Annotated in this window: 8 protein-coding genes; all 8 read right to left on the bottom strand. The window is 46.3% G+C overall.

Translation table 11 applies throughout. The annotated features are described in order from the left end of the window. Position 1: 1 nt before the first annotated feature. The 8 genes from BACFIN_RS01945 to rnr all read right to left on the bottom strand — a co-directional run bounded on the left by BACFIN_RS01945 (position 2) and on the right by rnr (position 16,439). The gene (locus BACFIN_RS01945; RefSeq protein ID WP_007757601.1) at positions 2–2,314 is read right to left on the bottom strand and encodes a glycoside hydrolase family 3 N-terminal domain-containing protein; all 2,313 of its coding nucleotides are present in this window, start codon (positions 2,312–2,314) and stop codon (positions 2–4) included. Positions 2,315–2,357: 43 nt separating this feature from the next. Continuing rightward, positions 2,358–3,992, bottom strand: a complete 1,635-nt coding sequence (locus BACFIN_RS01950; RefSeq protein ID WP_007757600.1) for a cellulase family glycosylhydrolase — start codon at positions 3,990–3,992, stop codon at positions 2,358–2,360. 20 nt (positions 3,993–4,012) lie between these two features. Beyond that, entirely contained in the window at positions 4,013–4,393 is a 381-nt protein-coding gene (locus tag BACFIN_RS01955) for a hypothetical protein (protein ID WP_007757599.1), read from the bottom strand. 35 nt (positions 4,394–4,428) lie between these two features. Continuing rightward, on the bottom strand, positions 4,429–6,051 hold the full coding sequence (locus BACFIN_RS01960) for a SusD/RagB family nutrient-binding outer membrane lipoprotein (protein WP_007757598.1): 1,623 nt from the start codon (positions 6,049–6,051) through the stop codon (positions 4,429–4,431). Between the two features lie 12 nt (positions 6,052–6,063). Then, entirely contained in the window at positions 6,064–9,243 is a 3,180-nt protein-coding gene (locus BACFIN_RS01965) for a SusC/RagA family TonB-linked outer membrane protein (protein ID WP_032839949.1), read from the bottom strand. Between the two features lie 492 nt (positions 9,244–9,735). Continuing rightward, positions 9,736–13,803, bottom strand: coding sequence for a hybrid sensor histidine kinase/response regulator transcription factor (locus BACFIN_RS01970; RefSeq protein WP_007757591.1), 4,068 nt, complete (start codon positions 13,801–13,803; stop codon positions 9,736–9,738). Continuing rightward, entirely contained in the window at positions 13,800–14,279 is a 480-nt protein-coding gene (locus BACFIN_RS01975; protein ID WP_007757589.1) for a pyridoxamine 5'-phosphate oxidase family protein, read from the bottom strand. Before BACFIN_RS01975 ends, BACFIN_RS01970 begins: the two co-directional genes overlap by 4 nt. 3 nt (positions 14,280–14,282) lie before the next feature. Continuing rightward, the gene (gene rnr, locus BACFIN_RS01980; protein ID WP_007757588.1) at positions 14,283–16,439 is read right to left on the bottom strand and encodes a ribonuclease R; all 2,157 of its coding nucleotides are present in this window, start codon (positions 16,437–16,439) and stop codon (positions 14,283–14,285) included. Between the last annotated feature and the right edge of the window lie 53 nt (positions 16,440–16,492).

Raw genomic sequence — 16,492 nt, 5'->3', positions numbered from 1 at the left:
TTTATTTCACTGTAAGTATAATGCTTTGCAGATCGGTATCTCTTGAAGAAGCTCCCACCATAATCTTGAAAGTCCCTTTTTCTACTCCATAGTGCATATTAGCGTCATAGTAGGACAGCATTTCGGGAGTGAGAGTAAATGAAACCTCTTTCGTTTCTCCTGCTTTCAAAGGTATGCGGGCAAAGTCCTTCAACTCCTTTACAGGGCGGGTAGCAGAACTGTATTCGTCGCGGATATAGAGCTGAACCGTTTCTTCGCCATCCATTTTTCCGGTATTCGTGACATCTACAGTTACTTTCACGCTTTTGTCAGGAGTGATAGTTGCTTCAGACAGTTTGAGGTTCTCATATTTATACGTCGTATAACTCAAGCCGTAACCGAACTCGTACAAAGGTAATGAATTTCCTGTTGCATACGGAAACCAATGGTTGGTAAATTTATGATTGTACATACACTGAATCTGTCCGGTGCTTCTTGGAATCGTAATCGGCAGTTTACCGCTTGGGTTCACTTTTCCGTAAAGAATTTCCGCCAAAGCCTGCCCCCCGGCTACTCCCGGCTCCCATGCTTCGATGATACACGGCATATTTTCATCTATCCATTCGGTAGTCAGCGGACGGCCGTTGACAAGGATAACGACTGTCGGAACCCCCGTAGCAGCTACAGCTTCCACCAGTTCCTGTTGACGTCCCGGCAAAGAAAGCTCGTAACGGTCACTGTTCTCTCCACACGTCTTCTCGTTCCAATGATAACGCATTGAGTTTTCTCCTACCACCAGAATCGCCAGATCGGAGCTGCGTGCCTGTTGCACTGCTTCCTTTATTTGATTGTCCGATAGCAAACGTACATTCCAGCCGAGATCAAGGAAATTATAATTCGTTTCGGGACTGATAGCTTTCAGGCCTTTCAATACGGTAGTGACATGTTCTTCCGGCTGTTCCATTGCCCAGTCACCTAAGATAGACTGATTGTTGGCATTATGTCCGGTAACAAACACTTTCTTATATTTCGAAGCATCCAATGGCAGCATATTGCCTTCATTTTTCAACAGGACGATAGACTTCCGCGCTCCTTCCAGTGCCGTTTGCTGATGTTTCTCATTAAAGACAATTTCATCTTTCTTTTTCAGGTCGATAAACGGATTCTCGAACAATCCTAACCTGAATTTAACTTCCAGAATCTTAGAAACGGCAGCATCTATCTGCTTTTCAGGAATACTCCCTTCTTTCACACACTCAATGATAGCTTCGTAGAATTCCGGTCCATGCATGTGCATTCCCATTCCGGCATCTACACTGATCTGGTAAGCGTCTTTCAGCGTTTCGGCTACGTTGTGATAGTCGTGCATGCGCTCAATATCCATCCAGTCGCTGACAACAAAACCGTCAAACTTCCACTGATTGCGTAATACTTCCGTCATCAGATACTTGTTTCCGTGACAAGGAATCCCGTTCAACTCATTATGAGCCGTCATCACTGTAAATACCCCCGCTTCCAGACAATCTTTGAAAGGCGGGAAAAATACCTCCTGCAACGTTCTTTCCGATAACTCGGCAGGAGCACCGTTGATTCCGTTGGCTGGCTGACTGCCACCTACAAGATGCTTTGCACACGCAATCACTTTATCGTTTCCCGTGAAATCCTTTGTCTGGAATCCGCGTACGGTAGCCGCCCCCATCTGTCCTACCAGATAGGGATCTTCGCCGAATGTTTCGCCCACACGTCCCCAGCGAGCGTCACGCGCCACTTCCACGTTCGGAGTAAACGTCCAGTGCATACCGCTGGCACGCATTTCAATAGCAGTCTCCCGCGACATCCGTTCTACCAGTGCAGGGTCAAAAGTAGCTGCCTGTCCGATAGGAGTGGGGTAAATGGTCGAACCACGATACAAACCGTTTCCATGAATGGCGTCAATGCCAATCAGGAGTGGAATCTTCAGGCGGCTTTGCTGTGCCAGCGATTGCAGATAGTTGGCTTCTTCGGCCTTTACCACGTGCAGGAACGAGCTAATCAGTCCTTTTTTCGTCATCTCTTCCACATCGGAAGAATGTAGATTGGGATAGAAACCCTGCGAATGACTGTGTTTCAAGTCTTCGGCGGACATATCCTTTTCTGCTTTCTTCATGTGTTCCAATCCCACGTATTGGCACATTTGGGCAACTTTTTCCTCCAATGTCATTTGAGACATCAGGCTGGAGACACGTTCGGACACAGGCAGCGTAGGATCGGTGTAATCTTTGCTTTTATCCTGACAAGCTAATGTGGAAATGCCGATAGCACAACAAATTCCCATAGCGATGAATGTTTGTCGCATATTTCTTTTTTAATTTGAATGATTATTGTTATCTGAATGACTATTATTTAGTTAACAAATCCAGTACCTCCTGTTCAATCACGTTTCCTTGTGAATCGCAGAAACCGAATCCTGCTTTATATTCCCAATAAGAGTAGGAGATGTGACGATCCTTCAAGATAGATACTACGTCCCGTATCCATTCCATTCTGTCGGCAGCCGGAGTCTTTTTGTAGCAACCGAATTCACCGCAGTAGAGTTGTACGCCGAGACTGGTAGCTTTCATCTCCGCTTTCAATACGAGTGACTCAAGCGTGGTTTTATCATACGTTCCCATATAAGGAGTCACCAGTTTTTGCATCGCTTCGGATAGTTGGTTGAAGTCCGCCTCTTCTATCAGTTCGCCCGGATAGTGAATGGGTACATTCAGGTCTTTTTCTTCCGTCCACTCGGCTTGGTAGTGCGTGAGGGGATGCGGGTTGTAGAAGTGGAAACTCAAGATGATATTCGGGTCACCGCCGGGAATAGTCAGCTCGTTGAAAGTGTTGACACTCTGCCAGCGGTTAGAGCCGATGATGAGTTTACGTTCGGGTTCCGTTTGCCGGAGTTCACGAATCAGTTGGGCGGAAAGAGAGTTCCATTGTGAGGCGTAAGGGGCTACCGGTTCATTCAATAACTCGTAGGCAACGAGATCGTTGGGATACTGGTTCAGTTCTTCCGCCAGCGTTTTCCATAAGTCGAGATATTTGTACTGGGCGTCTTTGTCTGTCCAGAGTTTGGGGACAACGGTGGTAGTTCCACTTTCAGGGTAAATCTTGTTGTCACCAGTTTTACTGTCGGAGAAGAATACATCGTCGAAATACATCGTTTCTCCTTCTTCCGGACGGAGAGCCACGCGACCGCAGTTTTTGTTATAGTTGGATACATCTACGGCGATTTCTTCCCATTCATTTGCCGTAGTATTGGTATATCCGTAGTAACCGTCGTTCGTATTGTTCTCGTCACTCAATACAACGGTAATAGTGCTTTTGGTGCTTTTGTATATTTTGGCACGCAGGTACTTGAACTGCATTTTGCCTGACCCGACAGGAATAATGGAAAAATCCTTTTTCTTGGCGTTCGACCAAGTGTCCACTCCTGATTTTCGTACCACAGAGAACACCCTGTTGCTGGTGTTTATACCGCTTTTGCTGGGATTGTCCACGTTGTTCACCGTCACGCCGGAGCCATTGGCAAACCATCCTGCCCATTTCATATCTTCAAATGTGTCGTAGAAACTCTCAATCGGGTCGCCCGATGTAGTGACCGTTGTATTGAAGTTGTGATCGCGCAATACGTGCAGGTCTACAATCACTTTCATTCCGGCATCCCGGCACCATCCTATGGCATTGTGCAACAGTGTGAATGCTTCCGGTATCTTCTGACCGTCTTCCGTGAAGAACAGTTTTTCGTCTATTGGCAGACGGATGTGGTCGAAACCGTATCCTGCCAGCTTTTGTGCTTCGGCTTGTGAGAAGCCGTTGGCGGGGATGGCGTCTACCTGCGACAGCCAGTTACTGATATTCACCCCTTTGTTGATGGCAAAAGGAACATAGTTTTGCGGTTCTCCTCCGTTGCTGATTACTTCATCTTTTTCGGAACAGGAGGCTATCAGGCATGCAAACAGACAGGCCAGATAGATTATAAGTCTTTTTTTCATACAATTCTTGTTTTAATGGTTTACTCTGTTGCTTCGGTTACTTGGATAATAGCTTCACGGGTGGTTTCCTTAGTCGGAGTCTTTACAATCAGTTCGAGGTGGAAAGTGCCGATGGTCGAAGGAATGTACGTCAATCCTACTCCTTTATGAATTTCCCTTCCATCCAGATACCATGTCCCCTCGCATAGTTCGGCAGGAGTGTATTGTACATTGATGGAAAGCACCTGATTCAATGGAATACTGAATTTACCCAACGTGCCATCCTCCTGTTTGTCTGGCCAGCGGCCTAATATGCGCGGATATTCGTCAGTGGTCAGTACCGGAGTGTCTATATCGTCGCTGCAACCACTCATGGCAAACAGAGATACCAGCAACGTGCATATAAATATTATTTTCTTCATAATCGTTTTTTCTTTTAGTGTTGATTATCTTAGGTTTATTTGTCCCACCATACCGGTGAATTCCAGTCGTCTTTGCCTCCCATAGCCTGGATGGCAGATTGATAACCCTCCGGATTGTACGAACTTTCAAAGAGCGGGTAGCAGAGACGCAGCGGTGTAGTCTGCGAATCAATCGTCACTGCCCCGTAGTGGGGAGAAGGAAGCAACACCGGAATGTCTGTTCTTCTCCAGTTGGCATATCCTTCGGGGATATTGTTGAAGTGCAGAATCCATAATTGGGTGTTGATAGCGGTAAGCTGTGCATCCAATCCGCTGGCAGGTAGTGAATTAGCCTGTAAATAGGTATCGATGACCTGATCGTCAAAAGTCTTGGCGCCGAATTTCTCCAGGAAATGGATGGCGGCGCGTACTCCGTTCTCATAATGAGTGGAAGCGTCGGCACCTGTTGTGATGTCTCCTGCCCAGCGGGCTTTTGCTTCCGCCAGTAATAATTCCGCTTCCGCGTATGTCATAATCACTCCAGGCATATCGCCTTTCAGGAAAATGTTGTTGAGCTGCGGACGGGTAGCTTTGTCCTGCCATTTATTAGTCAGTTTGCTCCAATAGCCCTCCGGCCATGTACCGTTGCTGTACCAGAAGTAACCCGGGTTGCAAGGCTGAAACTTGGCAGCTTCCGTATTCTGCATTTCCTCCGTCAGATCCACACGTCCGAATGGATTGTTTGCCGAACTTTCGTCATAGCAGCGTCCGAATACAAACTGCCGCGGGTCGGAAGTAGCGTCCAGTTGTTTCCAGAATGTGCTGCAGAGATAAGCCGTAGGATATGCTTCGCGCCCTCTCCATAGTTGGGCGAGTCCGTTTCTGCGGAATTCGTTGGATGCCCAGTCCTGAATATCGGTGTAAGCAATCAGGGCATCGTCAGCGGCCGATTGCATTAGGCCGGCTTCCTGACCGACAGCTTTGATGGCTTCTGCTTTTGCCAGTTCCGGATCTGCGTTTACGATGCGCATTGCATAGCGCAGGTGCAGGGAGTTGGCAAAACGTTTCCATTTGTCGATATTCCCTTGAAAGATAATATCTCCTGTGACTTTGTCACCACTGGCGGTGAGAGCATCTGCCGCTTCGCCGAGTTCTTTCAGGAAATCCTTGTATATCAGTTCCTGTTTGTCGTAGGCAGGTTTTACGTTACCGGTGATAAAGCCTTTACCCGCTTCGAAGTAAGGGCAGTCGCCGTACATATCCGTCAGTATGGAGAAAAGATATACTTTATAAATGCGGGCAACGGAGTGAATGTTGACTTCCCGTTCGTTATCCTTGGTTTTGTCCAGAATGTCGACAATGTTCTTGATGAGTGCCGGGTACATCAGGTTCCATGTGTTTCCCATTTCCGCATCATTTTTGCGATACTGTCCGCCATAGTTGGTGGTGTTCCAGTCGCCCTGCATATATTGTGCAAAAGCAGCCAGATAGAATGGATAGGGCTGGCACATTTGCCAATGTCCCCATGTTTGCAACTGAATCATAGACAGTTGCTGGTTCGGGTCGGTAGAGGACGACTTGGAAGGGTCTGTATTCAGTTCCTCAAAGTCGGTGCAGGCTCCCAGCAGCAGACCGCATATACATAATATACCGAAGGCGATTTTATAGATTGTTTTCATGATTGCTTACTATTAGAATTTTACGTTAACATTGAAACCATAGCTTCTTCTGGATGGCAGCGAGCCATATTCCAGTCCCATACCCGAGCCGTTGTTGTAGTTGGAGTCCGGGTCGATGTTCGGTACGTTCTTGTAGATGATGAACGGGTTACGTGCCACGAACGATACGGATACGGCATCAAACACTTTACTGATCCATCTTTTGGGCAGGCGGTAAGCCAACGTAATTTCGCGCACCTTTACGTAAGAGTTGTCGTAGATAAACGGAACCGGAGTCTGATCGGCTATATGTTTCCAATATACTTCGGGGTCGACAAACTTCTTGTTTTCCGCGAAACTTCCGTCCGGCATTTCTACCACGCCCTCTACTACATAACCGCCTGTCGCTTCCCAATTACTTTCTTTCACTCCGGCTTGCAGTCGTTGCTCTTCCGATTCATACCAGCCGTCGCGTCCTGCAAGAGTGGCTTTGTCTTTTCCGGTCATGTAAGAAGAACGGGCGGACATGGAATAGACATCGGCGCCTACCTTAATATCGAAGATGGCAGACAGGGAGATGTCGCGGTAAGTCAGGTTGGTGGTGATACCTCCTGTCCATTTCCAGGTGGCGTTGCCCAGCACTCGTAAGTCTTCCGTCACTTTCGGAAGTCCCGTAGAAGCATCTACGATAATCTGTCCGGCATCATTTCTAAGGAAGTCTTTACCGAGGATGGAACCATAGTTCTCCCCTTCTACGGCAGCTACCTTTACGTTAATCCAACGTGCCGATTCCAATTCAAATTCTTTAATACCTGAAGCTAATCTTTTTACCTTATTACTATTCTTTGAGAAGTTGATATTCAAGTCCCATGAGAAATCTTTCGTCTGTATGGGGCGTGTGTTCAGTGCGATTTCCACTCCTTTGTTCTCTATTTCTCCTGCATTAATCAGCATGGAGTTGTAGCCGGAAGTTCCTGTGGTGTTGAGGCGCATAATCTGATTACTACTTTTTTGGGTGTAGTAAGTGAAATCCAGTCCGATGCGGTTTTTCAGGAATTTCAGTTCCAGTCCCACTTCGGCAGAGTTGGTCTTGGTCGGTTTCAGGTCTTTGTTCGGAATCGTCGTATTGGCGATTTGAGACAGTGCGTACCCTGAATAGTTTTTGGGAGACAGTTCGTAGGACAGTCCCAATTGGTAAGGATCTGTGTCGCTACCTACCTGTGCCCATGAAACTCTCACTTTACCGTAAGGCAATAGCGTCGGATTGATCTTGAAGAATTCCGAGAACAGGAAACTTCCTGATACCGATGGGTATAGATAAGTATTGTTTCCCGATGGCAGAGTGGAAGAGTGGTCACCGCGCAGTGTGGCGTCGAGGTAGACGAAGTTGCCGTAAGCCAGGTTGATAGAACCATAGAGGGAGTTAATCTGCTTGCGATAGGTTCCTTCGGTGATCTCTTTGCTTGTGAAGCTTTGCAGAGCAATCACGTCACGCATCACCATTTCTTTGGCAGTCACAATCTGGGTTTTGTTGTCCACTTTGTAGAGGTTGCCGCCTATGGTTACTCCATAGTCGAATTTCTTATAACTGTTGTTGTAGATGGCTAGTGCTTCTACGTTATACATTCTGTTTCTGAAATCGCTGATTTGTAACTGTCCCTGTTCGAATCCCGGTGATGTAGGGGCAGCATACTCCTGAAAGTTCATAAAGTTGATGTCCGCACCACCGGTCACCTGAATCTTGAGGTGTTCGTTGACGTTGTAGCGTACCAGTGCCGAACCCATGAACTTATCTTTTCCCGATTCATTGGTCATTTCGTTGAGCACCCAGTAAGGGTTGAGGTTCCATACGTCCCGTCCGTTCCAGTCGTAGTAGTTGCCGTCGGCATCTTTGTAGTTGTCGCGCAGCCATTTCTGGTCGTAGGTCGTTGCCAGAGACATCAGGTTCTTGGCAGGGTTGGCACGGTGGTCAGACAGTGCGGGACGGTTCTTTACGTCTTCACGGGTGTAAGTCACCTTGAAGTCGAGGTCTACTTTCTTGTTGATGGTCGTGTTGGCACGCAGGTTCAACGTATTACGGCTCATCTTCGTGTTGGGGAGAATGTCTTTGTTGCGCATGTCCGTATAAGTGGCGCGGATACCCGTGTCATCTTTCACGGTGCTGACAACGATGGTGTTGGTGGTGGTCATACCGGTTCTGAAGAAACCGTCGATATTATTGGGAATGACCACATACGGGCGGGTGACTCCGTCGAAATACGTCAGGTTCAGTCCCGGATCAATCTTCGGTCCCCAGTTCTTGTTGGAAGAATATTGGTCGTCTGTACCGTTGATACGTCCGCCGGTTCCCTGTCCGTAGACATACTGTACATCGTCCCACTTCGTCAATTGTTTTTCGAAAGTAGTGGTACTGTTCAGCTCCACTGCAAATTTCTTTTTGGTACTTGCCTTCTTGGTAGTGATAAGGATTACACCGTGAGAAGCGCGGCTACCGTACAAGGCAGATGCTGCCGGGCCTTTCAATACGGACATGCTTTCAATATCGTCCGGGTTGATGCTGGAGATACCGTCGCCGAGGTCATAACCTCCGTATTGTCCGGCACTTCCGTAGTTACTGTTGTCCAAAGGCACACCGTCTACTACATAGAGCGGCTGATTGTTGCCGGTCATCTCCGTGCTACCGCGGACGATCACTCTGGACGAACCGGAAGGACCGCCGGCAGTCTGGCTGATAACCAGTCCCGGAATCTTTCCTGCCAGCGAGTTGATGACATTGGTTTCTTTCGCTTTTTCAAGCTCTTCGCCTTTCACCTCACCGATGGAATAACCAAGCGCTTTCCGTTCCCGTTTGATACCCAGTGCGGTAACAACTACTTCATCGATGATTTTGCTGTCTTCTTTCAAGACGATTTTAAGATTAGATTGTCCTTTTACCTGTACTTCTTCCGAACGATAGCCCACATAACTTACTATTAATGTAGCGTTTCTGGAAGCGTCGATACTGAATTGACCGTTGAAGTCGGTAATCACTCCCTGGGAAGTTCCTTTGACGGCGATACTGGCTCCGATTAACGGTTCACCTTGTTCATCCGTAACAGTGCCTTTTACTTTGGTAGTTTGCTGTACAATTTGATGATTTACTTCATCTTCCGCATATCCATACATAGGTATGAATAGCAACAGACAGAGAAATAGGGTTAACTGCTTTTTCATCTTAAATAGATTATTAGATTGTTGATTTACCTCGCAAATATAGGACGTAACCATGTCCTGACGGGTTTGAAAGCTATCGGAATAGGTTGAAAAACTATCGGATTTGCATCTTTTCGTCTTTTTATGCTGCAAGTATACAAAAAGAATCTGGTATTAAAGGATAGGATAGCTGTTATAATAATGTTATAAACGGCTGTTTGGGTGCTGATGTATAGGGAAATAGATGTAATGAAGCAGGGAAGCATACCTTATCTCCCCTTTCTTTTTATATTAAGTAACCGGTCTTCTTACATTAGACTATCGGTATAGTTAGCTTCCCACGGCCGTGGTGAATGTACCATATCGGTAGTTTAACGGATAGATAACGAAGGGATAACAGATGTATGCCGGTTGTGTTTCCTGTGTATATCGGTTGCATTTCTTATGTAATACAGGGAATCAGGACGAGACATAGGGTGAGGGTGTGAGGGTAAAAGTGATGCAAACTTTTATTTAGAGAAATTTGCTTGGAGATACTCCGAAATGCTTTTTAAATGCTGTACTAAAGTACTTGGAATCTGTGAAACCGACCAGGAGAGCGACATCTTGCACCGGAAGCCCTTGTTTTAGTAGGTTGGCAGCTTCTGTCATGCGCATGAGTTTTATAAATTCGTTAGGCGCCTGTCCTGTCAGAGCTTTCAGTTTTTCGTAGAATATCGTACGACTTAACGCTAGTTCGCGGGAGAGCTGGTTGATGGTGAAGTTCGGGTTTGCCAGATTTTCGGTAATGAGTCTTGTGCAACGTTCCAGAAACTCTTTGTCCATGGCAGATAAGAGGTTGGCACATTCCGTATCCTCTTTCTTTTCACTTGGTTCGGCAGCAGGGACGGAAGGAAGCGAATGAGAAAGAAAATACTGTCGCATAATCTTGCGGTTCTGTAATACTCCCTTTATTTTTGTCTTTAGGATTTCCGTATCGAAAGGCTTGGTCAGATAATCGTTCGCTCCGCTTTCCAATCCTTCGAGGATGGCGTCTTTCTCCGTTTTGGCAGTCAGCAAGATAACGGGGATATGCGAAGTGGTGAAGTCTGATTTGATCCGTCGACACAGTTCGTCTCCTTGAATCCCAGGCATCATGACGTCAGAGATTATCAAATCCACAGATTTATCTTGCAGATATTCCAGTGCGGATTCTCCGTCAGGCTTGTCGATGACGGTGTAGATGGAGGCAAACGTTTTTTTCAGGTAGAAACGCAGATCGTCGTTGTCCTCTACAATCAAGATTCGTTCTTTGGCAGTATGGGCTGTCTGGTTCGGCTCGTTTTCATCGTATCGGTCTGTATGCTGAACGGTTCCTGCTTCCCGGTCTGTATTTACCTCCGGTGATAGTTCGCTGCTATTGTCTTCTGTGGATATATCCGATAGGAAGGTAGATAGAGGAGAGGTTTTCCCCGACAGGATGTAGCGTGCTAGATGGCGGTTCCCTTTTCGGAAAGTGAGCAGGAAGGTGGAACCTTCGCCCTCGTTGCTGGTAAAGGAGATGTTTCCTTTATGTAGTTTCATCAGACGACGGGTCAGCAGTAGTCCGATGCCGCTTCCGGTTTCTTTGGAGTTGACGGCATTTTCGGCACGGTAGAAATTGGAGAAGATATACCGTTGTGCTTTACGCGGAATACCGATACCGCTGTCTTTGACTTCTACGGTTATCTTTTTATCATTCTGTTCTATTGTGATTGAAATAGTTCCGCCGACAGGGGTGTATTTCACTGCATTTGATAACAGGTTATCGAATATTTTGTCTGTTTTGTCTTTATCCATCCAAAGTGAGACGGGGGCTTCGGGCACTGATAATTCCATCCGGATTTTTTTGCTTTCGCAAAGGGACTGGAAGTTAAGCACTTTTTCCTGCAAGTATGATTTCAAATCGTACTCTGCAACCTGAAGTGTGAGATGTGTTGTGTCTATCTTCTGGAAGTCGAGTAGTTGCGTGATTAAGTTGTATAGCTTTTCGGTGTTCTTGCGGGCTATCTGGAGGTATCGTTTCCCTTCTCCGGACAGTCCGTCCTCCTTGCTTAAATCGCTAAGCGGAGCCATGATAAGCGTCACCGGAGTGCGAATGTCATGGGCGGTGTTGATAAAGAACTGTATCTTTTCGGAGAAGTGCTTTTTCTCCATCTTGTTGGCAAAGAAACGCCAGATGAAATAAGTGATGCCTGTCAGCAGGATGATGTATATCAGCCAGGCGACTGCTGTATTCCAGTAAGGCTGCGCAATGTGTATGCGGATGGTGTGCCCGTCTAGTTGCTGTCCGGCGTTTTTGCTCATGCTTTTTACGTGGAACGTATAATTGCCCGGAGGAATATTGGTATAACGGATGCTTAATTCGTTGGTAGGAGCACTCCAATTTTGTTCGAAACCCTCCAGTAGGTAGCTGTAGTGGATGTCTTGTTGATACTGGTAAGAGACGGAGATAAAGGAAATGAGAAAAGAATTCTCGTTGTATTTCAACTCGATCGTTTTTCCTTCGTTCAGCATCCGGTTGAATTGAATCTTTTTCTCTTCGGTCTTTTCACGTGACTTTTGCGGAACTTCGAAGGAAGTGAACAACAAGGGGGCTTTGTAAAGAGGGCGGGTAAAGTTTTCCGGGTTGAAGCGCACGGCACCGTTGGTACTTCCGTAGACAAAGTCCCCGTTTCTTAGCCGGGTGTAGGACATGAAGTTAAATTCATTTGCCAGTCCGTCGAGGAAGCCGATGTTGGTTATTGCGGGAGAGGGGGAGGTGGTGATGTAAGCCAGTCCCTTGTCTGTACTAAGCCATAGGTGTCCTTTGTTGTCGGGAAGGATGCTGTATATATAGTTGGAAGGAAGGCCGTTTGCTGTGGAGTAGGTGACGGCTTTGCCTGTTTTCAGGTCTAATAAGTTGATGCCTCCTCCGTCTGTACCAAACCACACTTTGTCGGGGGTGGGGAAATACATGGAGTAGATGAAGCTGTTGCTCCGGGTGTCGGCATTGGATGGCGAGGTGAAATATTGTTTGAAATTGCCGGTTTGTTTGTTCAACAGGTAGAGCCCGTTGGCAGTGGCAAGGGCTATCGTGTCTTTGCCGACTGTGGTTATTGAGTTGATGAGCGTAATGCCGTAGGAAGCGAATTGTTCCGCTTTCCCTGCTTGAGACGGGGTATATCGGATGAGGTTGCCATATATGCCGCCAAACCATAGATTCTTGTTGTTGTCTTCTACGATTGAGTAAATGTAGTTTGTTGTCAATGTGCCGGGACGTTCGGTGGTGAGATGCTGGCGGATGCCTGTATGTTTGTTGAGGCAGTAGACGCCTGTGCCGTAACCTCCGGTCCATACATTCCCGTTTTCATCGTTACAGAGAGTCAGGAATACGTTTTCTTTCAGGAAGTGTTTCCAGGTTCCGGACTTTAGCAGGTGTACACTGATTCCCTGGTTGGTGGCATACCATAAGTCGCCTTCATGATCTTCGAGGATAGCGTTGACGTGGTTGTTTATCAGTGATTGCGGGTTTTTGTATTCATGTTGGGTAAGTTCGAAGAGATATTTCTTCGGATTTGCGTAGGCTACACCTCCTGTATAACTGCCGATCCATAGATTGGAAGAACTGTCTTTGCAGAGGGCATAAATGCCGTTTCCTTTCAGTTCTCCTTCTTCTTCCAGGTTCGCATTGAGGAAGGACCAGGAGTATCCGGTATCACGGGTGGCTGCATAGACACCTGCTCCGTCTACTCCCAATAATAATGTTTGTGGGTCGTAAGGGATGATGGAACGGTAGGGGAGGTGTGGCAGCTGGTTCAGTGATTCGTTCGACAGGAAATCTCCGGTACGGGTATCCTGCACTTTTACTCCGGAGTTGAAAGTTCCTATCCAGAGCAAGTGGGTTGCGGGATCGTAGAAAACGGACTGGATGTAACACTCGGTCAATAGGGTGGTAATTGTTCCATTCTGCTGGTTGCGTTTATACAATCCTTCGGTAGTGGCGATATACAGGGTTTCGTCGGATGGTGAGAAATGGATGGTGTTTATACATTTCTTTTCTAGTATATTCTCTATGTGCCGGTTGGTGCTGTCGTAGCAGAACAAACCGTTTTTCAGTCCGAACCAGAAGCAGTCGGATGAGTCGATAAAAAGATTGTTAAGAAAGATCCCTTTTTCCGTTAATTCCGCTACGTCAATCTCCAGTGTGAAAGCGTCGGAGATGGGATCATATTTGAATACTTTACCGGCACTTGTATATGCCCATAGCGTTTCGTGTGAGTCTTTTGTGAGGTAGATCATGCGCCCGGCTCCGTCAACGATGATGTCTTCCCCGAAAAGGCTGTAGTTTTTTACGGTTCTTCCGTTGAAGCAGTCTACCCCTGAACGTGTAGAAATCCAGATGAAGCCTTTCTTATCTTCGAGGATGGAGAATACGCGCTGGTTGCTTAATCCTTCCTTGGTTGTAAGGTATTGATAGGTAAAAGAGTGGCTGTTTACCTGCTTATCTGATTGTGCGAGAATGGGAAAAGCAGGTAACAGAAGGAAGATGGTCAACAGGTAAAGAGCCGGGAAACGTTTCATGGCTTTTCGTTGGCTCGCAAACCGAAGACTTTTCCCGTCATTTGCTCGATGGGCACTTGCCATACTTTGACATTGCGCACGGCAGGTTCGGAATAATTGAATTCACTATCCGTGTAATGACGCATGATAATATCCAATACCCGGCGTTTTTCATCCATATCTTCTATGAATGTCACTTTTCCACGGCACATGGCGCTTTCGGAACGCATACTGTAACTGCACGCTACTTTCTCGTGCTGATATACGAGTTTATGACCGATGCTGAAAGTGATGCATACATTATTATTATGTTCCAACATCTCCAACTTGCTGCCTTCGGGACCCGAATGAAGGTATAGGACGCCATTTTCATAACCGAAGTTCATCGGAACTACGTAGGGATTACCTTCTAAATCTGTGATACCTACAAAGCAGGCATCGCAATGGAGGATAATGGACTCGATTCGTTGTTTGTCTTCAATAATAAAAGTTTTCATAATTTATTTCTCAATTAATTCGAAGTCGAGCTGTTTCTTTTCCAGATTGGCACGTGCTACACGAACGGTAATGGCATCTCCTAAACTATATGTTCTGTTCTTGCGGCGTCCACGAAGGCAGTAGTTCTTTTCGTCAAACTCATAATAATCGTCATCCAAGTCACGGACAGGGACGAGACCTTCGCATTTATTCTCGTTAAGTTCGACATACAGTCCCCACTCGGTTACTCCGGAGATGACACCATCGTAAATCTGTCCCAGACGTTCGCTCATGAATTCCACTTGTTTGTATTTGATGGAAGCACGTTCGGCGTTGGCTGCAATTTGTTCCATATTTGAGCTGTGATCACAAAGATCCTCGTATTTGGCCTCGGATACACTGCGCCCTCCATCCATATACTTCGTTACTAGACGGTGAACCATCATGTCCGGGAAACGGCGGATGGGTGAGGTGAAATGAGTATAATAATCGAATGCCAGCCCGTAGTGACCGATGTTATGTGTAGAATAACGGGCTTTTTGCATAGCACGGATAGACACGGTCTCAATCAGATTCTCTTCCTTCTTTCCATGTATATCATCCAACAAATGGTTAATGGATTTTGAAATATCTGTTTTTGTTCCGCTTGTACGTACCTTGTAGCCGAAGCGAGCGATGAATTGTGACAGATTCTCCAGTTTCTCCGGATCCGGCAGATCGTGGATACGGTAGGGCAGTACTTTAGGCTTTTTGTTTTTGGGTACACGTCCTATCTTCTCTGCTACGGTTTTGTTGGCAAGAAGCATAAATTCTTCTACCAGTTTATTGGCGTCTTTCGACTCTTTGAAATACACACTGATAGGTTTCCCTTTCTCGTCAATTTCGAATTTCACCTCGTAGCGGTCAAAATTGATTGCTCCCGCTGCGAACCGTTTTTCGCGGAGTGCTTTCGCGATGGTGTCCAGCATAAGTACTTCTTCTTTGTAGTCACCTTCTTTAGTTTCAATAATCTGCTGAGCCTCTTCGTAAGTGAAACGGCGGTCGGAATTGATGACTGTATGCGCAATGCGTGAGTCTTTGATTTCTCCTTTCTCGGTAATATCGAAAATCACGGAGAAAGCGAGTTTCTCTTCGTTCGGACGGAGTGAACAGATGAAGTTGCACAACCGTTCGGGGAGCATTGGGATGGTGCGGTCTACCAGATAAACGGAAGTGGCACGCTTTTCAGCTTCTTTGTCGATGATTCCTCCTTCTTTTACATAGTGTGTCACATCGGCGATGTGTACGCCTACTTCCCACAATCCGTTTTTGATGGAGCGGATGGAAAGCGCATCGTCGAAGTCCTTAGCATCTTTCGGGTCGATAGTGAAAGTTGTCACCTTGCGGAAGTCTTCACGCTTGGCTATCTCTTCGGGAGTGATTTCTGCCGGAATCTTATCGGCTGCTGTCTCTACTGCTTTCGGGTATACGTATGGTAAGCCGAATTCTGCGAGAATGGCGTGCATCTCAGTGGTATTGTCACCTGCTTTGCCCAATATGTCTATCACTTGTCCGATGGGATTCTTTGCCTTGTCAGGCCACTCTGTTATTTTCACGATCGCTTTATCTCCGGTTTTTCCGCCTTTCAGTTTATCTTTCGGAATAAATATGTCATTGGCAAGTGTACGGTTTTCCGTTACCAGAAATGCGTATGACTTGGCTACTTCCAATGTACCGACAAAAGTGTCGTTGGCACGTTCCAGTATTTCGATTACTTCCCCTTCTGCCTCCCTGTTCTTTCGTTTGGCATAAAATGTAATTTTTACCTTGTCATTGTTCATGGCATGGGCGGAATTGCGCTCTGCTATGAATACCGGTTCACCTCCTTCTTCGGGAATAAAGGAATTCTTTCCATTGCTTTTGCGTTGGAAGGTACCTATCATTTCTGTGCCGTGATTATTCAGACGGAACTTGCCCTTCTCAATTTCGGAGATATAATCGTCATCCAAAAGGTCATGTAATATATCGATGCATAGCATTTTCTGCGGATGGGTGGTAAGACGCAATTCCGAGAAAATGTATTTCATACTTAGAACTTCATTGGATTTGGCGTGGAAAAAGTCTATTAACAACGCTGCCAGCTCTTTTTTACTCATTCTCTTACCGGCCTTTTTCTCTTTCTTTTCTTTCTTTTTCGCCATAATATGTATTTTTATTGGTCATCATCTATTGATATGGCTACAAAGTAAATAAA

The sequence above is a fragment of the Bacteroides finegoldii DSM 17565 genome, from assembly GCF_000156195.1.
In the GTDB taxonomy this organism is placed as follows: domain Bacteria; phylum Bacteroidota; class Bacteroidia; order Bacteroidales; family Bacteroidaceae; genus Bacteroides; species Bacteroides finegoldii.
Note: the sequence above shows the minus strand (reverse complement) of the source record. Positions and strands in the feature narration are given on the sequence as shown.